Source organism: Porphyrobacter sp. YT40, assembly GCF_006542605.1.
In the GTDB taxonomy this organism is placed as follows: domain Bacteria; phylum Pseudomonadota; class Alphaproteobacteria; order Sphingomonadales; family Sphingomonadaceae; genus Erythrobacter.
Genome location: NZ_CP041222.1, coordinates 1,583,425 through 1,604,473, shown reverse-complemented (window position 1 = coordinate 1,604,473; position 21,049 = coordinate 1,583,425). Strand labels below are relative to the sequence as shown.

Below are 21,049 nucleotides of genomic sequence, written 5' to 3'. Positions count from 1 at the left end.
TCTGAGGAATCCCGAGAAACGGCTTCGTCCGCACCCCGCCCTGTGAAAGCCTCTGCACGCATTGCGACGTGGAGGAACGGCGATGGAACGCGAGGAAACGAGCACTCTGATGACCACGGACGACCTCGTCCGGCACCTGCGCATGAGCAGGGTCACGATCTGGCGCAAACGGGCGGCGGGGGACTTCCCCAAGCCCTGCGCGCTCGGCGGCGGCCAGCTGCGCTGGAAACGGCGCGACATTGACGAATGGATCAACGGGCTCCCGGTCAGTGATCCGGTGTGTCCGATCCCGCCGCCGCCGCCAGCACAGCGTCCGCGCGATTTCGGGAGGCTTCTGTGATGACGGAGCCAGTTGCCCGGTTGCCGCTTTTCAGCGTCCCGATGCATTCGATCGTATTGATCGGGAACGTCGCTTCACTAACGGTAATCTGTGATCGCCAGATCGCCTGCCCGGCTGACTGCCGTGGCGGGGTCTTGCGGATCGGTGATGTCTCCGTCGCGCTCAGCTGCACCCATGCGCAGAACCTGGCGGAAAGGATCCGTGAGGCCATCGATGCCGCCATTCTGGGGACGCTCCCCCTGCCCGTAAAGCCGACGATCCAATGAGCGGGCCAATGAGCGGGCCTCGCAGCACAGGGGTCTGGCCTCGTGGCAGTGTGTTGCGGCGTAACAGCCGCTGTGCCCCCCGCGGGAAATCCAGACGCTCCCAAGACCCCCAAAATCAAACTTCCCTCGGCTTGACTGAGCAAAGTGAATTGCACGCACCACGCTACTGCCTAGCTGCTCCGGGTGTAGCGAAAAATCTCGGAATTCTGCGGTTCTACGGCCTAGGTAGAACTCTAGGCTGCCCGCAAAAGCTCTGCGATTTGCGGCAGCGGCGTAGAGCTTGCGCCTACTTCCCTCGTAGAAGCCGGAATTTCCGCCATCGCTTGCCTATTTCGGTGATCTGGGAGCGTGTGCGGTGGCACAGGTAAATGTCGCCTACGAGGATCGGCTGCTCGCTCACCTCGACGCGGTCGCGGAAGGTCGCGGCCTGTCTCGCCCCGACCTGCTGCGCGCCATTGCGGAGGAGGCGGTGCGAGCCGGTGAACAAGGCAGGGCGATGTTCGAGCCGCCGAAACTACCGATCGACCCGGGCACAGCCGTAACCCTCGCCTTGAAAGTCGAGCAGATCAGCATCGACCTCGATCGCATCCTGCGCGCGGCGGAGCGACGTGAGAAGAGGCTGGTGGAAGCCTTCAATGCGACCGATGAAGCGAACCGGGAGGCGATGAACAGGCTCGGCGAAATGCTCGCAGCCCGGTTCTCGGAAGGAGCAACGCCCTTTTCAGAGTTGTTGGATGGGCATCTGGAAGAGGTCGAAGATCTGTACAAACAGGTCATGTCGGCGGCGCTCTCGCCGGAGTGGATCGCCGGGTTCAATGCACGGCTCGACGTCATCGAAGCTGCTGCGAAGACACCGCGCACCGTGAACAGATATGAGATTGCGCCAGACTGGCGCATGCCTGCCTGGCAACTCTGCATCGGCGCCGTCACTGCCCTGTTCGCGGCAGCGGTTGTTATCACTACGCTCGCGCGTCTGACACCAGATGCCTGGATCGCCAATCCGATGGCGCGCGCGATGTACGGCAGCTCTGATCAGGCCATGTGCGAACTCTGGAAAGCCAAGCATGGTGCCAAAGCCTGTCCTGTTCTCGTGCCCATGATGGACAAGCCGAAGCCATGATGTCGCTCGGCCCCGTCGCATCCGCCGGTGCGGCCGAATACTACGCCTCGGACAACTACTATTCGCTGGAGAATGGCACCGATCAGAGCCTTTGGCAGGGCAGCGGCGCGCAGGCGCTGGGTCTTGAGGGCAAGGTCGAAACCGCCACCTTCGAGCGCATTCTGGAAGGCAAGTTACCCGACGGCAGCGAAATCAATGCCAGTCGCGGCGAACACCGCGCCGGCCTCGATCTGACCTTCAGCGCACCAAAATCCGTCAGCCTGGTCGCGCTCGTCGGCAAGGATCACCGGGTGGTGGAAGCGTTTAGGGCATCCGTCGCCCAGACGCTCGTGTGGGCGGAAAAGAACCTCGCGCAGGCCCGCGTCTGGCGGGACGGCCGGCAGGTGACCGAAAACACCGGCAACCTTGTAGTCGCGACCTTCACCCATGACGTCAGCCGCCAGTTCGACCCGCAACTGCACGTCCACGCGGTGGTGGCCGGTGCAACGCTGGCCAGCGACGGCAAGTGGCATGCGCTCAAGAATGACGCGATCTATCAGCATCAGCGCACTCTCGGGGCCGTGCACAACGCCTATCTGCGCGAGGGCCTGGAGAAACTCGGCTACGAACTCGTGCCGGGCAACAACCCCGTGCTGGGAGAGTTCGAGATCTCAGGCATCTCGCGCACCCAGATCGAGGCCTTCTCCGAGCGGCGCGCGCAGATCCTCGCCGCGCTGGACAAGGATGGTCGCTCCTCCCCGAAAGAACGGGAGATCGCCGCCCTGGCGACGCGGCGGGACAAGGAACCCGCGATGGATCGTGAAGAGCGCGGAAAGGTGTGGGCGGAGAAGGCGGCGAAGGTGGGGCTCAATCTGCAGCCGATCATTGCGGCGGCGATGGAGCGGTCGGTGCGCGGAGAAACGTTCTGGTCGCGGATGGTTGAGGGGGTTCGCGGCATCCATGCAAAAGGGCTGGAGGTGGCCGCGGCAATGGGACTGACCCCGCGCTCCGGGGATGCGCTGGTGCCGGAACGCAAGGGGGCCCTCAGTCCGCAGGCCTTCGCGGCGGCCCACGCCGTGGCCTCTGCCGTCCGCGATCTCGGCGAGAACGAAGCCGGGTTCAACCGCCTCGATCTTGTGCGCGCGGCTCTCGAACGTCGCGGTCCGATCAATGCCGATGTCGTGGAGGCGCGTATCGCGCAATTGCAGGACAAGGGCCTGCTGCTCGGCAATGAGCGGATGGTGACGCCTGCCAGCATGTTGGCGCTGGAGCAACGGGCCGCGCATGAGATCGCGGCAGGTCGTGGAGCGGTTGGAGCATTCGCCGACCGCCCCACGGCAGCGTTGCGGGTTCAGCAAGCGGCGGCTGACCTCGGCATGCGACCGCTCAACACGGGCCAGCTGCGCGCCGCTGTTGACGTTCTGGCGACCAATGACCGGGTGCATCTGGTGCAAGGAGGGGCTGGCACAGGCAAATCAGCGGCGCTGGTGCCGGTCGCGGCGCTCCTGCGCGAAGAGGGCAAACAGGTGCATGCGCTGGCCATCGCCACCCGCACCGCGCGTGATTTCGGCCAAAAGCTTGGCGTCGAAGGCAAATCGGTCGCCGCCTTCCTCGCGCGGCACCGTCCGGTGCTGGATGGCACCGCCAGTCCGGAGCAAGCCGCGAACACGGCAAGGGAGCTGCGCGGCGCTTGGATCATGGTCGACGAAACCTCACTGGTAGGCACTGCGCAATTCGAAAAGCTGGTCCGCCTCGCCAATCTCACGGGGGCCGAACGTCTGATTATGATCGGCGACACGAAGCAATTGCAAGCCATTGCCGCTGGCAAGCCCTTCGAACAGGCGCAGGAGCGCGGCACGCCGACCTCGCCCGTTACCGAGAACCTTCGCGCTGCCTCGCCACAGATGAAGGCGGTTGCTGCGGCGCTCGGACGCGAGGATCTGCCCGGCGCCTTCGCCGCCCTCAAGGATCGCACACTCGAACTACCTCGCCTCGAAGGTGTTGAAACTGCTGCGGCGATTTGGGTCAGCCGGGCACCGGAGGAGCGCGAGCAGACGCTGCTTCTCACCTTGAGCCGCGCCATGCGCAGCGCGCTCAACACCGCAGTGCAGGAACAGCGCGCCGACAAGGGCGAGCTCGGCAAGCAGGCGCATGTCCAGACTGTCCTCGATCGGGTGACGATTACCAAGGAAGGCGCCCGCCAGATGCGGGCCTATCGTGAGGGGCATATCGTCACCTTCAACAGCAACCTGCGCGCCCAGAATATCGCGCGCGGCGAGCGCGGCCGCGTGGTGGGCCATGATGGCGAGCGGGTCAGGCTCGAGTTGCAGGATGGCCGGGTGCAGACTTTCACTCCGGGTCGCCTCCCCCATAACCTCCAGCACGATGCCGTGTCGGTCTTCGCCGAGAAGCGCCTTGCGCTGCACGCGGGCGATCCGATCCGCTGGACTACCAATGATCATGCGCGCGGCCTCGCCAACAGTGATATGGCCAAGGTCGAAAGCGTCGGCAAACACGGCATTACCTTCTCCACCAAGGATGGCGAAGCGATCAACCTCAAGCACGGCGACCCAATGCTGGAGCGGCTTGACCTGGCCTACGCGGTCAATGCCCACATTGCGCAGGGCATGACCGCGAAGGACGGCATCATGGTGCTGAGCGAGAGCGAGCGGTTGCTAAACAGTACGCGCTCATTCCTCGTCGCAGCGGCGCGGTTCACGGGCGACGCCATCCTGATCGTCGATGATGCGCATAAGATCGAGCGCGATGTGGCGCGCAACCCCGGTGACAAGACCAGCGCTATTGAAGTTGCGCGCGGGCAAGCGGTTGAGAACGAACCGGATAAGCGCGGGCCCATCATGACGGACGAGTTACGGCGACTTGGTGCTGCGCTCGGGCCCGAATTTGTTTGGGCGGTTCTGACCAACAAGGAGCGCGAACTCACGCTGGAAAAAGGTCTGGACCGCAGCGAACCCGGGCGCGGATCGGGTGGGCGCGAACCGGACCGCGAGCGCGATATGGAGCGGGGCCGGTGAGCATTTCGGTCGCACGACGCCGCTGACTGAAGCATCGCGAGCGCGGACCAATCCCGTGCCTCGGGACACCCTTCTTGCTTCCTGAAGCCGGCTTAGCTATATATTTAGCCAAGGAGTAGCCCCATGGCCCAGTTCTCTGTTCACGACGCCAAGACCAACCTCTCTCGCCTCATCGCGGAAGCCTTGGCGGGCGGTGAGGTCGTGATCGCGCGCGGCAATGTGCCCGCCGTGCGCTTGGTGCCGGTCAATCCGCGCGGCAAACGCCGCTTCGGCGCGCTCAAGGGCAAGATCACGGTCGACACCCGGTTCGATGAGCCGCTGCCTGACGATGAGCTTGAAGGGTGGGGTCTCGCTTGAGGCTTCTGCTCGATACCCACACGCTGATCTGGTGGTTGGCGGGTGACGAAGCCCTCAGCCGCCGCGCTCGCGATGCCATCGCCGATGAGGCCAACGAGATCATCGTCAGCGCTGCCTCGGCGATGGAGATCGCCACCAAATTCCGGATCGGCAAACTGCCCGGCGCGGCTGTGCTGGCGCAGAATTTCGAAGTGATCATCGCCGAGCAAGGCTTCGGCGAACTGCCGATCAGCGTCCACCATGCTAGGCTCGCGGGTGAGATGAACATCGCCCACAAGGATCCGTTCGACCGCTTCCTGATCGCACAGGCACAGGCCGAAGATATGGTGTTGGTATCGAATGAGGCGCTGTTCGACGGGTTCGCGATCAAGCGTCTGTGGTGAGCGCCGCGCTGGCGTCTGTCTCGGCCAAGAACCCCCACAAGCGCATTACTGTCGCCTTTGCCGCAACCTCGTATTGCTGTATGACCGAGATGAGCGCTGCTGGATCGCGCGCTCGGTGGGGCCCCTAGGGGCTATCAGCTGTGCCTTCGGGCGGTTTGTTTGTCTCCGGCGAACCGGAGATTCCTGAGCCTTCGCGAGAAGGAGTGAACGCGCCCGACCAGCATGGGAGCGATTGGACGGTTCGGCCAGCCGGTGTCTCGGCGACCGAACTATCGCGTTCAACTCCTCACCGAAAGGCTAACTATGACACCTATCCAACGCACAACATCCGGCCTGCGCTTCATCCCGCGCCCGTCGGCAACCTGGATTGAGCGGACCGGTTTCATCATCATGCGCAGTTGGCGTTGGGCCGGTATTGTCGCATCGAGCGTGCTCACCGCGGGCGTTATGATATTGTCGATGTCGCTGGCAGCTTGGCATCACCCGGCAGCGCCCCTTCGTTCTGGCTACGTCGGTTTCCTGGTTGCAATCCCGCTCATTGCAATGCCTGTCTGGCACTTGTCCCGCATCGAACTGCATGCTGCGCCCGCCTGGATGATCCGTGCGGCGCTCGCCACCGCCACCGATGACGCGCGCGCCTACTTGTTCGAGCGCCTCTTGCAATTCGCCACGTCAGAATGGCGTCAGGACCCGATTGCCTGCGGCGTACTCATCGATCTTTTCAAGGAGGCAAAGCTTGTCATTGCTGCCCGCGGGAAGGTCATTCGCGAACGAATGATGGCGGAGCGCGGCAGACAGGTAGAAGTGCTGCAGAACGTCCTCAAAGGGCTACCGTAGACAAGGCGAATTATCCTACGGTGGGATAACCCATGAGATTGCGACCATCCGAGCAGCCATTGGCATCGGATAGCAATGACTGCGCAGCAGGACTCGCACTTCCGCAGACCTCTATTGAGCCGCCGGCTAGACCGGAAGGAGGTTGCGGGAGTGAGCTTCAGGCGCAAAGGGAAAGATTATGATACATTTCAAAGACGCGATTCTCGATAACCTGGCTGCACGTGGCAACGTCGCGCAATTCGTCGCCTTCCGACCGGACGGGGGCAAAGCCAAGCAAAGTTATTCTCGCATTGCAGGTTATGATCCGAACTTGCTCTTCCTCGACAATCTCGAGGCAATCGAAGCCTTGCTTGCGGCGAGCGTAGATCAATCGGTGAACGTGCGGAGCTATTTGCCGAGCGATCCTCGCAGCCGTGAATTCGTTTACGGCATTCGCTCTGCCCCAGAAGCGCTGGCGGTGGTTGAGCGGCTGACCGCGGAGGGGCTGTTTACTATTGTCAACGAGACAGTGGATGTATCAGACGGAGGAGTCTCCGGTGTTCTTCAGGGGCATGTCTTCGAGTTCGCTCCGGACGACACGCCCCGATGCGTGGAGAAGCCGGGAACAGCATCACTTCCCTTCGATAAGGGCATTGCACTTCTCGAACTCGTCTATGGGTTCCGTCCCGATCTTGATGCAGTTACCGGAGATCGAACAGAATTCAGCATTCACCCGCGTCCGATGGGCTGGAAAGGCACGCATACTCTGCTCTGGGAGCATGAAAGCGGTGCGCCCGCCTTGCCCGAAGCTGCAGTGCGCTGGCCGAACAACTTTAGCCGCATGATCGGAGACAAGGCCTACGGACTACTCGTAGCCCATTTGGCAGGTGCCTGTGTACCTCGGACGCTTGCGATCCCGAGGCGCATCGCGCCGTTTAACTTTGGCTTGCCCACCCATCAGAAGGAAGTATGGACCCGCACCTGCCCGACCGAGCAGCAGCCCGGGCTCTACACGACCCTCAAAGGCTGGACTGATCCCTTTGCGCTTCTCCAACGCGAAGACCCTGAAGGCACGGCAATTGCATCGATACTCGTTCAGGATGCGGTGGCCGCGGGGTATTCCGGCGCCGCGATTGCAACGCGTGATAACGCGTTCGTGATCGAAGGCGTGAAGGGGGAAGGGGACGGGTTTATGGCTGGTCAGGTCATGCCAGTCGATCTGCCTGCAAACATCCGCACCGATGTAGAGAACCTCAATCGACGCCTGACGGCAGCCCTAGGGCCTGTCAGGTTTGAATGGGTCCACGATGGTAAGCAGGTGTGGTGTGTCCAACTCCATCAGGGCTCAAGCATCAGCACACAACAAGTCATCGTTGACGGCGTGCCGGACGATTGGGCAGAGTTCGATGCCGCAGCAGGGTTGAGCGCCCTGAGGAGCCTTCTCGCAGAAAAGCCCAAAACGACCGGTTTTCTGATCATTGGAGAGATCGGCTTGACCAGCCACGTTGCAGACGTCTTGCGCAAGGACGGACGGCCCTCAAGACTTTTTCGGCCTCAATGACAGGTCAAGGATGGTCGGTGGCTGCTGCTTCGGGACTGCGCCAGATCTCTCGAATTATCTTGTCGTTTTCTACCTGATGGACGGCAAGAACGAATGCGGCAACATCGGGAACCGCATGCTCAACGAGCAATTCGACGACATTTGCGCCCTTCGCACGACCTTGGCTCTTGCGCACATCAAAGGGAAAGTCGCTGATCCGCTGAAATGTGCCCATTCCGCGGGGCAAGGGTCGATAGATGGTCGATCCGCTGTTCATCGGACTCAGCCAAATCTGATCCTCGTACAGCTCAACTAGCTTCGCGGTATCGACGGTCAAAACCGTTTGCGGTTTGTCACGGTAAGCGCGTGCGCCAAGAAGCGACCAGACGCGCTCACGGGACAACCAAAAGAAGGATTTGGTGTTCAAGTGCCGGTACCAGTCAGAAGGCGTCATGCCGTCCTCGAGGCACTTCTCCAAGGCGCTATCCCGCATCGGCTTCTGATCGCGGATAACTGCACCAGGCAAGCCTTCTGCGTCGAGGTGCTCGCTTTCCGGTCGGTGCCTTGCAAGCAGCCGCTCGCGACGATCGCCCTCGACATCGTAAAGATCAAGAAGCGCCGCAACACTGAGCAGGCCGTGCTGGCGAATGGCCGGCCACGCGCCATCATGGGCCATGTGATAGAGCCGCGGGTAAATCTTCACCAGGTCTTCACGTTTCACTTCCAACTCCCTCTTTCGAGCACGCCGTCCTTGGCGAATGCCTTGGACACGTAAGCGACAGGAATGCCAGTCATCTGCTCAAGTTTCCGTATGAATTCCTGTGTCTGCACGTTGAGCGAAGCAAAGTCGGTCGCTTGCCGGTTCTCGATCCCAAAGTAGTCAGCGAAGGTCAGGGCAATCTTGGTGGCGCCGTTGAGACGCGCGGCAAGGCGGATGCGGTGCCAGTCAAATTCCGCGATCCGGCGTGGTCGGCCAGAGACGGTCCCCCGCTCAGTTTTCTCCAGCTCGTCCAAGGAGATGCCCGAGCGGTCAGCGATCGTCTGGAAGTCGATCACCTGCCCCATAGGTCCTGACGTTCCACCCACACGGATCGGATAGGTTCTCACAACCATGATGACATCACGCACCACATTGAATGGCACCCCGGTGTCGGAAAGGCAGCCAGAGCTCGAGGTCTCGCGAGACGTCACATGGGGGTAGCGCCCGTGGTGGATACTCAGTTCGGTGCCTTGCGTGCCCTCGACGAGTACTGCGCGTCCCGCTGCAAGCATTCCCTCGATGACTTTTCGCGCAGGATTGACGAAGGAGCGCAACTGCTCGACGTCTCGCGCGAGCTTTACCTGTGGGCCGAAAATGGCATCGCCGCGGTTCAATATCTTTCGGGCCACCGCTGAACCCACCCCTTGCTTGGTTGTCGCAATTTTGTTGAGGCCGCCGCTGGAATCGCCTTCTTCGATGCGGCGATCCTCATCGTCGATGATGATTGCCTGAGGGTCGATGGTCAGCCGATCGGGGGTAAGCTTGTGGTCGAGCATTTCCAGCATCAGCTGCGGGAGCCACAGCATAGAGCCGGCAGAAATCACGATTTGCGCGTGTTCGTTCGTCCACGTGCCTGACGGCAGTTGGACATATTTATATGCTGGATCTGCGACCCGGTGCCCTGCATTGGGGCCACCGACCCTAACCAGACAATCGTAATGCTCAGCAAGGGCTGCACAGATGTTACCCTTTCCCTCGCTACCATATTGCCCGCCGACGATTACGTCGAGTTTCGCCTGCACTGGAGGCGATTGCCGGCCAAAAAAGGCAAGAGCCGTCTCGGCCAGCTGGTCGCTGCTCGCGTCCGAGGTGTCGAGGACTAGGTCGGCGATCAGTGCCAAAGAGTGGACTTGGCTTTCCGTTCCGTGCTCTGCTGCCTCGGCGTAGCTGTTGAACTCGCGAATTTCAGAATCGCGTCTCAAATACCTATCTTCCAGGATTTCGCGGTCAGCATGCAGATGGACGTGTAAGACTTTGAGACCAAAGCGTTCGCGCAACGCCTCTACCTGCGCTGCAATCCGTGCAGAATCGAGTACGACAATTTTGCTTGGCGAGCTCCTTAGAGCCGGAGCAAGAGCGTCAGCGACCCAGATGCCGTCTGTATCCCGGTCCAGTTGATCGCCTGCTTCCTGCAAGGCACGGCGCTCGTTTCCGCAGCCTGTCTGGTCGATGATATACTGGCGAGTTGAAACCCGAGAAGCACCGAAAGGTTCGAGTGCCTCAACAAAACTAGATTTGCCAACGCCTATGGGACCCGAAAGCACGATCAGTAAGTCGGCCGACATTTGCTGCTCCTTTGGGTCCCTGCGACAGCTGTCCCACAAGGACTAGCCGAACCCAAGGCGCTAAATGGAACAGTCAAACCATTGATACAAGGAAACGTTCGTGAAAATTTTTGACCCGACACTCGCTATCGTCTCCCACAAGGGGCCAACAATCATGCTCGCAAGCGGGAAGCGCTTCGACCTTCTCGATCCTGCCTCCAGTGAATTCGATATCGAGGACATTGCACACGGCCTTGCACACGTTTGCCGCTATGCTGGTCAATGCCGCAGGTTCTATTCTGTGGCCGAGCACTCCCTGCTTGTCAGCGATACTGTAGAAGAATTCGCGCTCGAGGCGTTGATGCATGATGCGGCCGAGGCTTTCATCGGGGACATAACCCGCCCGCTCAAACAGCTGCTACCCGATTACAAGGCTATTGAGCTAGCGATCGAGCAGACGATCAATGAGCGGTTTGGACTTTGGCCAGAAGCAAAGTCCGTCATCAAAGAGGCAGATCTGCGGGTGCTTGCAGCCGAGCAGCGGCAAATCATGGCAGAGGGGTGCGCTGAGTGGGCCGACGAGGCTGGCATCGTCCCGGCTGAAATCATTGTTCAAGGGCTGATGCCGACGGAGGCCAAAGAACTGTTCCTTCGTCGATTCAGGCATCTGACGGGAGCGCCAAATCGCCAACGGGCGTAAGTTCGGTTGGCGCAAACAAAAACGGCTCCGCCCGTTGAGGGCGGGGCTTTTTTGGTCCTTCAGATGATGGTGGCGGCGATTGGGACTGCGAATAGCAAGTTATTGGCGCGATTGTCGTAGCGCGTGCGGATGCGTGGTAAGTGATCGAGGAGACAGCAGAAGCGTTCCACGCCGGTCAGCTACCGATAGGCGATCAGGTCGTCGACGTGAGGCTTCTTGCGGGCGGGATTTTGCGGGCTCACGGGATGGTAGCCCTGCTCGGCCACCTTCTGTGCCTGGATAAGTCTATGAAAATACAGGAACGCGTGTTAGCCACCTATTGATCGTTACTCAGGGGTGCAATCGATGTCTGACATGAAGCGAATAACGCTCTTCAGGATCAAAGATGGGAACAGTTTCGAGGACTTTCTGAAAGGTGATTTGACGGCTTATACTCACATTGAGTCGAATGAAGAATTTGAGGGATTTATAAAATATGATCCTGCAGGCGGCAGTCAAAAGACTGAAGAGCAAATCCCATGGCTCCGGTTTCTTAATTCCGGGTTTGCAGAGAAGAAATACACTTTCGAGGCATTCAACAAATACCCCCGCGCCCTTATGGCCCTTCGGATACTAGGCAAGGATGGCGATGGTGACGTATTCTATGCAGCGGCCTTTGGTCAACATGGCGATAGCTATCTAGATAAGGAAAAAATCGTCTATGACTTTGGCATAAAAGTCGGAATGAATATCTGTGATGCTGAGAAAATCCGGCGGATCCAGACTGCCGCCCACGAGGCGATCAGCCGCCAAACCGAGCGGCAGGCCAGTACGGGGGCAAGCCTCGGGGTGTTCGGCATCAACACCGAGTCTGAGTTTCTTCGCACGATCTCAGGGCATGTGAAGTCAGAATACAAGGAACTGGTCGATTCTTTCCGCGGCAAGGACAGTATCTTGATCAAATTTCCGAAAGATCAGGAGGTGACCTGGGCTCATCTGGCGCAGCTCTGCAGGAAGCTCGAAGAGCGATACGGATCGGACGATTACACCAAGACCGACTTGAAGGTGTACGACATCCTGCGGCACGAAAGCGACCCGGTTGTCATAGCGGAGCTGAATCGCCTGCTTTGCGCAGCAATCGAAACCAAGAACTTCAGTTCTATTCACCTCGCGCCGCCGGACTTTCTCGCGGACGACAGCTCGTTCGCCTACGTCGAGAAGGATGGCGACGGAGAGATTGAGACTTTTGATGATCTACGCATCGCCGACCTGATCGCCGTCAAGGGGCGCCGGCTGAAAGATCTCAATGAGACCCGGATCAGGGGGTGGAAGATTTTCGAGTACAATTCTGAGTTGGATCGAACTTTCGTGCGCTGGGATGCCTATCGATGCCTGGTGGCTGAGGTCGAATGGGCCGGGCGGACATTTGTTCTTTCGTCAGGGCTGTGGAGGGAGGTGTCTGCGGAGTTGAAGGCGTCGGTCGAAGATTATCTGGCCGATCATGACCTCGTTCTTGATCCCGATTACCTACCTCACGGCATTAACATATACAGGGCTGATCGGAAAGAGAACCGCGAGGAGGTCTTTAACCGAAGGGCGGCGGAAGATTGTGCTGACCTCTATCTACTCGATAAGGCTAAGCTCGAAATCGCCGGCCAGCGTAGATACGAAGTATGTGACCTGCTCCATACTGATCGGTCGATCATTCACGTCAAACGCTTCTCCTCTGGTGCAGCGTCGATCAGTCACCTCTTCACGCAAGGCCGATTTTATGCCCACGCCTTTTCGACAGACACCGCCTGCCGTGCTGGCATGGTGGCGTGGATCGGAGCCGACCTCGAGCCCGTCAATGCCGGGAAAATGAAGGCTAGCTTCCTGGCGCTGATCCCAGAAAAGAAAGCCGATCTCAACGAGAAGGACTACTCTGTCGTGTTTTGTGTGCTCCATGACGATGACGATTTCTCTCTTGATAAGCTGCCGTTCATGTCGCGGTATGAGCTGATGCAGAGCCACCGATTTCTGACAGAGGATCGCGGCTTCAAGGTGGGAATCGTATTCCGGCGTGTCATCCTAGGCCCCTGAACTGGCTGCTTTGAGCTTAGGTTTTAGCTACGTTTGACGGTCTTTCCTTCAAGTCGAGCTGTTCCGCCGACGCCCCAAAGCCGGTGGTTCAGATCAGCAGTGTCGGAGCACGAGGCCGCGCCTGTTTTCATCCTTGTGGCTGCAAACTTACCCAAGGCCATTACCCCACGATTACGTGGCATTAAGACGCCGCTTACCGACAACTGCAGTTGTTCGGTTCGCATTCTCGCGCCCCAAAGCCGTTACCTCTGTTTCCGCCCCGCTGCGGCCGCATTCGGGATGAAGCGGTAGCCGGACGCCAGCAACGTCGATCATTTAGGGACCGCACTTTCGCGTCGAATTCTTCTCCGAGCTATTGGAGAGCTCCCGGTGCCTCAACCGGCAAACTCACCTGCGCCGCAGCGAGGATGTCGCGCTCGACCAAACCGATCCTAATCATCGGTCCAAGCAAACTGGCCTCTGTGGCCTCACCAAAAGCAAGCCGCGCGGTCTCTGCGGCAACGCTTTCTCCGTCTTCGAGACCGTCGAGCTCGCGCCGCAAGCGCTGCAGTAGACCGATCACATAGTCAGACGCTACAACAAGATCCTTGTCCGCCTCAGCGTCGCGCAAGGCGCAAAGTTCCGCAGCACGGGCGCGCATCTGATCGACGAGCCCTTGCGCATACGCCATCTCGTCATGGTTCGGCGGTCGGTCGGCGTTGGCCATGACCGACGACAGCTGGACAGCAGTCGCTGTGACCTCATGGAACGCAGCGGACGACCGTTCTTGAAGCAAGGGCAGTGGCAAATGCGGGATCCAGCGGTCGAAGGACGAGTCGGTGACAAACCCTGACGGGAACACCGAACCAATCGAGCTTTCGTCGACGCTCGCGGCCAGGCCGGCCAGCATTGCGACAACCATGCCTTCGCGCACGGGTGCGATGTAGATCGGATGTCCGCCGGCTGCGGCGCGACAGGTGGCGGTCAAGATGTCGACTTCAGCCATGAACGTGGCGAGGCTGTCGACGGTCACGAGTGCGAGATATTCGACGCGGGGCCATGCCAGGGCATCAGGGTCTGCGGGTCGCGTCACGACCCGGGCCGTGCGTCCAGCCGCCGCAAGCGCGTCGCGAATTGCCAATGCTACGCGCTCGGACCTTTCCTCGGTGATCCGCCTGGCGTCGGCAGCAAAGCGTGGCAGCGTCCGGTTCTTGCGACTGCTACGCTCAGCACGCAGCCGCAGTTGGCGCCAAGCGTCACGGTCGCCATGGGCCAGGCCGAGCACGGCATCGAGATCGTCGAGAATGCCCGCCAATCGGTCGAGCGCTTCATACGGTGGCTCCTCGAGCCAACGCCAGTCGGGCGCACTTCTGATCGCTCTCGCCGTGGCTCTCAGCCGTGCGACGTCGGCGGCCTTGATGAGCGGGCGCTCAATGTCCGCGGCCCCTAATTCGCGCACGAGGTCGGTGACGGACGTCACGAACGAATGAAGTTCGTCATTCATGTCTGCCGCCCCGGGATCGCGCGCAGATCGGCCGCCAAGATCGGTGCCGCGGGCCTCGATGAACGAGTTGAGCAGGGTGCGCACTGCGACCATGAGCTCGTACGGCTTGCTTGCGGCGGCGCCTCGGCACTGCAATTCGGCAGCGTCGGATAGCAGGTCGCCGAGTTCGCCGATTGCGACGGAGAGCGCGTTCGCGCGCCCACTTTCGTTCGCGCTGGCGTGGCGCCGCTGCACGGCCCTTAAAATTGCCCGATTCCAAGCGACTGACACCGGCGATGGAAGGTTCGCGCGCGGGATGCGCTTTGCTGCCACCGGAAAATTCGCAAGCCCCGCTGGTCGGCCATCCCAGCCGACAAGGGTGGAAACCGCCAGGTCCGCGAATGGCGCAGCGGCGATGAGATGCCCGCAATGCGTGACGACAACGTCGTTTGGCTCGCCCTGCACGACCGGATCGACGAAGCGCACGTCCGACACGACAGCGAGACCTTCCGGTTCGTTGCGGAGCACCGGGCGCATTGTCCACGACTTCTCCATGTGGATGCGCTCCAGCAGCGCTTCGGTGCCGCCGAACAGGTCGACGACGCGTTCCGCTCGACCACCGCCGAAAGTCCGCGTGGTCGAAAGCAAGTCAAGGATCTCGTCGAGCGTGGGGTCGCTCGTACCTAGGTCGGGCAGTAGCTCGAATGGCGGTTCGGGATTGAGAAACGGAATGGGCGCGAACGAGGCGGCTAGGTCGTGATAGTCCGCCAACCCCGGATTGAGCCAGCTCAACCCGCCCGTTCGGTCCAACAAGCCCGCTCGAAGGTCGGGCATGACCAGCTCATTGCGCCGATTGATCGCCGCGTTGACCTTCGCGAATTGCGGAACATCGATCGCGGTCCCTGCGATGGCGAGGCTTAGCGATAGCGCTGCCTGCCTTGGCTCAAGGCCTTCCTCCCCAGCGATGAGAAGCCAACGTTCGGCGACCCGATCGCAGGTCGCCAGGCCAAGTCCGTAAGCTAGCGATGCGATGTCGGGAGCCGAGAGCGACGGCGCGCGCGTTGCGATCGCGTCGAGCAACGCATCGTCGGAGAAGCCGCCGTCGGCAAGCAACCGTGGCAATACCACCGCGAACGAGCGAGGGGCTAGCATCGCGATCAAGTCGTCGAGCGCATCTCCCCGCGACCGGATCGTCATCCGCGCCAGCGCATCGTGCAGGCCGGCAGAACGAATTTCGTGAAGCCCGGTCAGGGTGCCATCGCCCACCACTCTGATCGCGTGTTCGTCGACCAAGCGCATCAGCGCGCGATCGAAGGCACCGACAGATAGGCCGAGACGGTCGCGTAGCAGCTTCGCGTCGATCAATCCGCCAAAACGGGCACCTTCCACCACGGCGGCAAGCGCGTTCAGCTCGGCGTCGCGCGCCTCCCGCACGCGCCGTCGCACCTGCGCATCCAGCGTATCCTGCAGCCGGTTCCCGCTTGTCAGGAGGTGCACGTACTCGAGCATGAGGCCGAGCGAGCGCTCATACGGTTCGCGCCAAGACACGAATGCAAGGTCGCGCTCGGCACGCAGCGCGGTCCATATCCTTTGTGCGAGCCCTTCGTCGAGCGTCGGTCGAACGAGCGGCGTGCCCGCCAGATCGCTAATGAGGTAAAGATCTTCTTCCCGCACCGTACCAAGCATCAGAATGCCAGATTGGCCGTCGGCTGCGCGTTGAAACGTATCCCAGCCGCCGGCAAGGTCGCGTCCTAGATCGTCGAAAACGAACCCCACCGGGCGCTCCGCCGAGGCTTCGATCGCCTTTGCGAGCTCGAGAAGCAGATGAGCCTGGTCGGGATGGGCGCGTCGAACGCGATACCAGCGAACCGCGTGACGGCTGTCGTGGGCGGCTAGCCATGCGCATGCTGACTTTCCGCTCCCCGATGGCCCCACCACGAGAGCGCTTCTTCGCCGTTGCAGTGCACGCGAGACCTCGGCGGTCACATCCGGTCGATCAAGCACCAGTCCAGCCCCGACATGGCCAGGAACGACATCGACGCCGTCGTAGAAACCAAGCGACTCTAGCGGAGCGAAGGAAACCGGTTCGCACAGGCCGATCGAAATCGCGGACAACACGGCGTCGCGATCGACCAGGGCTAGTACATCGTCGACGACCGCTTGAACATCGTTCGAGTTCAGGAGTGCGGGTGAAGCAGCCGCGGCGCGATAATTTGCGTCGGCAAGCGCACCAACACGCTGGCGAAGCCGATCGGCTACAAGGCGCCCCGCCGCCGGCACGCAGTCGGCTCGGCTAACGACGAGATCAACGATGGCATCGGCGGGCTCCGGCACAACAAGCAGATGGGTGGCCGCCATTATATCGGAAGCGGAAATGCCAAGGGCGGTCGCAACCTCAGTCAGGGGCTCACTCAAGGCGGCAGCCGCGACCGAATCGTCACCCAGCGTTGCATCGAGCCCGGTAGCCTCGATTCCATCCACCGGCCGCTCGAGAAGCAGCACCAGCCTGACGCGGCCGGCCAACAAGTCTTGGGCCGAAACAGCGGCAGCAGACTTCGCAATGTGGGCAGCCACCTCGGCGGTGCTGAACATGCCGCGCGGATCGTGACGTGACTTCGCCTGAACCCTCAATTCACGAACCGGCCCGTGCAGGGTAGCGTCGTCGACGCCTTCGGGGATGACCGACGTCCACTCGGCACCCGACCATGATTGCACTGCGAGTAGTGCGGTGGCGACGTCTTGGTAACGAAAGCCACGGCCCGCGCGGGCACCCGCGCGGGTTGATGCCCATAGTTCTGGATCGATTAGCGGAGTTTCGGCCATTAATCGCACTTTAGACTTTGAATCGCTCCAGCGCATTCATAACTGAGGATCGCTTTGCAGTTATTGCCCCCAAGGAGCCGTCAGTCCGCAACTGGCCCATTAGCAGTCGAAACTCGTGCCCTGCGGGTAGACGGCTGAGTGGCGGGTTTTGGCGATGAACCTGCCGCTGAACGCGGTAGCCGGAAATGGCCTGTAATTCCCCGCCCCGGCTACCGAAACGATTGGAACCCGTGGCTACTGTTTGAGCGACCGGCACATCAACGGAAATGACCAACATAGTAGGCAAATCTACCACGGACGGGATAGGAAGCTTAGGGCATATTCCTCACTATCTCATTCCTGCGGCGTAGGTGTGGCGACCGTCCCGATCGTCTCGATCTCCGCTATTCGCTGAAACTCGGACAGATATTCCTGCCGATGGTTCGACAGCCATCGAACGACCCGGGCGTTGCTGAGCAGCTTCGCGACATAGCCGCGCGCAAAGGTGAGGTGGAGATTGTCGATACCGTAGCTGTCTTCCACCGACTTAACCTGCGTCTGGAGAGTGGCAAGCTCCCGCTCCATCCGGGAAATCTGCTGGCTGGTCGGGCCCGCTAGATCATTTTTCCGCGCCTTCTTCGCCGGCGCGGCAAGCTGATCCTCCGGCGTGGCCGCGAGCAGCGCGCGAGCGAATATCAGCGAGTAATTGTTCTGGCCGATCATCAGGTCTGCCGCCTCGATCTGGCGCATCGGCGACATGCGGCGCAGCATGTCGAACACCCGCATCGAACAATTGGTATCCTTGAGCATGTCCGCGGTCTCTTCGCAGATTCCATCGAGCAGGCGGAACCGCGCACGGATCGAACCCACCTCCAGGCCGAGCGCGTCGGCGATCACCGCCTCGGTGACACCGCGCTCGATGGCGCGCACGATCATCCGGTGCTCCTGGATTGGGGGCAGGCGATTGACGCGCTTGTTGTAGGTGTAGGTCTCGTCATCATTGGCGACGAGACACTCGACAGTTTCGATACCGAGCTGCTTGAGCACCTCGATGCGCAAATGACCATCGAGCAGGAAGTATTGCTCTGCATTCTTCGGGTTGGGGACGACGGCAGGGGCTTCGACCAACCCGATGGCTTTGATCGAGCTCACGATCTGGGCATATTTGCGGCTCTCCCGCACGCCCTCGCGCAATGCTTTTAGGGCTACGACCTGGTCGATGCGCACTGTTACAGTCTGGCGTTCGAAGCCTAGGCGGACACGATTGTCGGCGCCTGGATCTGCGGGCTGGCGTTCTGCTGATGGCCATTCAGTCATCAGTTTCCCCCGCGATCCGCATTGCAAGCGCCCGGGGCATCGTCTCGAGCCCTTCCGCCCTTAGCAGGGTCAGAAACCCGTCGTCCGTGAGCAAATCCTTGATTGCCTCGACAATGAACAGAAGACGGGTCTGGGTGAAATCCGACTTCTTCACGAGCAGACGCTGCTTTTCGGCCTCGCGCTGGTAAACCTGCATCAGGTCGCTGGCGGTCAGCTTGCGGGTGGAGCCCTTCCGCCCAAACTTCCCCGCCGATATAGACTTGCTGCGCCCACGCATGCGGAGGTCGAGGAGCCGGCGAACAGAAGCCAGCTTCTTCCCTCTCAGCTTGCCGGTTTCGTAGGCTTCGAGCAGCAGGTTTTGCGCCTCTTCGCTTTCGGCGCGCGAGATCTCCATCGCAAGACTGATCGGGATCAGCCCCGTCTCGACCGCTGACAGCAGCCTTTCCTCGCCGCGCTCGAGCAGGGTCACGATCATGCTGACCCACCCACTGGTGATGCCGATTTTGCGGGAAATCTCGGCTTCGGTGTAACCGCGTTTCCTCAGTGCCCCGATCTCGTTCATGACATCGATCGGACGCTGCACCCGGCGGGCAATGTTCTCCACCAGGCTCATGACGAGGCATTCGCTCTCGCTCGCTTCGATCACGACCGCCGGTATCTCGGTCTGACCCAGCATCTGGAAAGCCTCAAGCCGCCCTTCGCCACAGACCAGATCGTAGCGCGTGCCGCCCGGACCATCGTGCTTGCTGACCGTGATCGGACGTTTGAGGCCGATGGTCTCGATATTGTTGACGATCTCGCGGTGCTGACGCTTGTTGCGCGCCCTAGGGTTGAGCACGGTGATCCGCGAAATCGGGATCATCTCGATGATCTGGGGGCGGGTGACGGTCATCAGGCAGCCTCCGCAACTCTGACAGGCGCGGCGATCTCGTAGAAGAAATCTAGGGCGTCGAAGCGGTAAGCATCGAGCAGCAGCTCGTTGTCCTCGGCAAGCCGCACCCTTTCGGCCGCAACATCCAGCCTCGGGAAGAGATAGTAGTCGAAGGGCTGCCGGTTGCTGGCGTCCATGCGGACCACCAGAGTGATGTCGGGCATCTTGGAGGTGTCGAAGCGGATCTTCCAGCGCAGCAGGCCCGTCGGCGTGGGCGTGCAACGAACGATGACCACGGACAGGCTGAACTCATCGTTCACGATGACCCGGTCTGTCTCCGGATCCTGCCATGCTTCACTGCCCTGCGCTTTCAAACCTTCGAGGACCTCGCGAAGAATGTCCGGATGCAGTCGGCGCAGCGCGCGATTGACCGCGAGATAGCGATAGTCGCGATCCGGCGAATAGCCGACCAGGCTGTAGGCCCGCAGCAAGCTGCCGAACCGCGACGAATAGGCGCTGCTGGAGGGCAGGCCCTCACATTCATCGATGATGATACCTGAAAGAAGGCCCTTGCTTTCATAGACCGTGCGCAGCGCGTCGATCATCTCGGCATCGGATAGCCTGAAGGACCGTGCGCCAATGAGCGCCTGAGCGGCATCGAACAGGTCGCGCTCGACGATCGCCTCAAAGGCGCCGGGCCTGCGAATCCACATTTCGGGGTCGTTGCGGACCCGCTTCTTCTTCAGCTTGAACGACTGCCGGTTCCACACATTGTCGCCGACGTACTTGCCGTTGATGAGGAGCTGATGGACCGTGCCGCGCGTCCATGGCCGCCCCAGATCGGTGACAATGCCCCGGCTGTTGAGGTCATCGGCGATTTCGCGCCCGCTCAGCCCATCATGGACGAAAGCGGCGTAGACGCTGCGAACGACGGCGATTTCCTCATCCGGGCCGGGCGTCAAAATCACACGGTCGGTCTGAATGCTCTTGTGCTCGCCCCGCGTGAGCACGCCCTTGGTCGTGCCCGTTTCGTCGATCAGGGTCCGGCGAAGCCCAAATCCGGCAGGTCCGCCTTGGCGATACCCCTTCTCGATGAGCCGTCCCTGCCCCGCGAAGACTTTAGTCGACAGCTCCCGGCTGTACTCCCCGGCCATCGCGCGCTTGACGCCCTTAACAATGGTCGAAACCGGGCTGCCGTCATTCTCGAATTGCTCCGCGCAGTATTGAACCGCGATCCCGGCGCGTTTGCAGATGTACTCGTAGTAGGCGCTTTCGTCGGCGTCTTGGAACCGGCCCCAGCGGCTGATGTCATAGACCAGGACCATGGTGTAATCGGCGGCGCCACTTTGAACGTCGTCGATCAGCTGCTTGAGTGCGTCGCGCCCTTCAATCTTCAGCCCGCTTTTGCCGGCGTCTGCATAGGTCCGTACGATCTCGATCCCGCGCGCCGCGGCATAATGCCGGATCGCATCGGCCTGGTTCTCGGTCGAGTATTTCTGATGGTCAGTCGACATGCGAACATATTCGGCCGCGCGCACGAGCCGCGGTGCCTGTTCCCTGCTGTCACTGTCGTCGTAGCCCCAGTCCTTCAATTTCCGCCCTTTCGATGACGATGCTGCCGTGGCCAGGGCGACCAACCGCTGCAGCGCGAACCACGGACACTCCGCCATCCCCGCACTTTCACCAGTGTAGGCCG

16 protein-coding genes are annotated in these 21,049 nt (G+C 60.9%); 10 read left to right on the top strand and 6 right to left on the bottom strand.

What is annotated here, in order from left to right; all coding sequences use genetic code 11:
- Positions 1–82 precede the first annotated feature (82 nt).
- From E2E27_RS07480 to E2E27_RS07445, 8 genes are all read left to right on the top strand, one after another.
- Positions 83–340 (top strand): helix-turn-helix transcriptional regulator, encoded by a 258-nt coding sequence (locus E2E27_RS07480; protein WP_199799098.1) that lies wholly within the window; start codon positions 83–85, stop codon positions 338–340.
- The gene (locus E2E27_RS07475; protein ID WP_141458363.1) at positions 340–606 is read left to right on the top strand and encodes a hypothetical protein; all 267 of its coding nucleotides are present in this window, start codon (positions 340–342) and stop codon (positions 604–606) included. Before E2E27_RS07480 ends, E2E27_RS07475 begins: the two co-directional genes overlap by 1 nt.
- Before the next feature lie 355 nt (positions 607–961).
- Positions 962–1,726 (top strand): hypothetical protein, encoded by a 765-nt coding sequence (locus tag E2E27_RS07470; RefSeq protein ID WP_141458362.1) that lies wholly within the window; start codon positions 962–964, stop codon positions 1,724–1,726.
- Entirely contained in the window at positions 1,723–4,740 is a 3,018-nt protein-coding gene (mobF, locus tag E2E27_RS07465; RefSeq protein WP_141458361.1) for a MobF family relaxase, read from the top strand. Before E2E27_RS07470 ends, mobF begins: the two co-directional genes overlap by 4 nt.
- Positions 4,741–4,863: 123 nt before the next feature.
- A complete protein-coding gene (locus E2E27_RS07460) occupies positions 4,864–5,097 on the top strand; it encodes a type II toxin-antitoxin system Phd/YefM family antitoxin (protein ID WP_141458360.1) in 234 nt (77 codons plus the stop codon).
- Positions 5,094–5,480, top strand: a complete 387-nt coding sequence (locus E2E27_RS07455; RefSeq protein WP_141458359.1) for a type II toxin-antitoxin system VapC family toxin — start codon at positions 5,094–5,096, stop codon at positions 5,478–5,480. The genes E2E27_RS07460 and E2E27_RS07455 overlap by 4 nt, the downstream gene beginning before the upstream one ends.
- Positions 5,481–5,783: 303 nt before the next feature.
- Positions 5,784–6,317, top strand: coding sequence for a hypothetical protein (locus E2E27_RS07450; RefSeq protein WP_141458358.1), 534 nt, complete (start codon positions 5,784–5,786; stop codon positions 6,315–6,317).
- Positions 6,318–6,495: 178 nt separating this feature from the next.
- The gene (locus E2E27_RS07445; protein WP_141458357.1) at positions 6,496–7,857 is read left to right on the top strand and encodes a hypothetical protein; all 1,362 of its coding nucleotides are present in this window, start codon (positions 6,496–6,498) and stop codon (positions 7,855–7,857) included.
- 4 nt (positions 7,858–7,861) lie between these two features.
- Here E2E27_RS07445 and E2E27_RS07440 read toward each other — a convergent pair whose 3' ends face one another.
- On the bottom strand, positions 7,862–8,557 hold the full coding sequence (locus E2E27_RS07440) for a DUF7002 family protein (protein ID WP_141458356.1): 696 nt from the start codon (positions 8,555–8,557) through the stop codon (positions 7,862–7,864).
- Positions 8,554–10,161, bottom strand: coding sequence for an adenylosuccinate synthetase (locus E2E27_RS07435; RefSeq protein WP_141458355.1), 1,608 nt, complete (start codon positions 10,159–10,161; stop codon positions 8,554–8,556). The genes E2E27_RS07440 and E2E27_RS07435 overlap by 4 nt, the downstream gene beginning before the upstream one ends.
- A gap of 100 nt (positions 10,162–10,261) precedes the next feature.
- Between E2E27_RS07435 and E2E27_RS07430 the strand changes: the two genes are divergently transcribed.
- Complete coding sequence (locus E2E27_RS07430) at positions 10,262–10,840, top strand: hypothetical protein (RefSeq protein WP_199799097.1); 579 nt, start codon at positions 10,262–10,264, stop codon at positions 10,838–10,840.
- A gap of 345 nt (positions 10,841–11,185) precedes the next feature.
- Positions 11,186–12,901 carry a DUF6119 family protein gene (locus E2E27_RS07425; RefSeq protein ID WP_141458354.1) on the top strand — a complete coding sequence of 572 codons (1,716 nt, stop codon included), beginning with the start codon at positions 11,186–11,188 and terminating at the stop codon, positions 12,899–12,901.
- 352 nt (positions 12,902–13,253) lie between these two features.
- On the opposite strand, the gene E2E27_RS07420 is transcribed toward E2E27_RS07425, so the two are convergent.
- The 4 genes from E2E27_RS07420 to E2E27_RS07405 form a co-directional block, all read right to left on the bottom strand.
- Positions 13,254–17,186, bottom strand: coding sequence for a hypothetical protein (locus E2E27_RS07420; protein ID WP_141458353.1), 3,933 nt, complete (start codon positions 17,184–17,186; stop codon positions 13,254–13,256).
- Positions 17,187–17,519: 333 nt separating this feature from the next.
- Complete coding sequence (locus E2E27_RS07415; RefSeq protein WP_141458352.1) at positions 17,520–18,482, bottom strand: plasmid partitioning protein RepB C-terminal domain-containing protein; 963 nt, start codon at positions 18,480–18,482, stop codon at positions 17,520–17,522.
- Positions 18,475–19,374 (bottom strand): plasmid partitioning protein RepB C-terminal domain-containing protein, encoded by a 900-nt coding sequence (locus tag E2E27_RS07410; protein WP_141458351.1) that lies wholly within the window; start codon positions 19,372–19,374, stop codon positions 18,475–18,477. The genes E2E27_RS07415 and E2E27_RS07410 overlap by 8 nt, the downstream gene beginning before the upstream one ends.
- Positions 19,374–20,867, bottom strand: a complete 1,494-nt coding sequence (locus E2E27_RS07405) for a recombinase family protein (RefSeq protein WP_199799109.1) — start codon at positions 20,865–20,867, stop codon at positions 19,374–19,376. Before E2E27_RS07405 ends, E2E27_RS07410 begins: the two co-directional genes overlap by 1 nt.
- Positions 20,868–21,049: the final 182 nt, after the last annotated feature.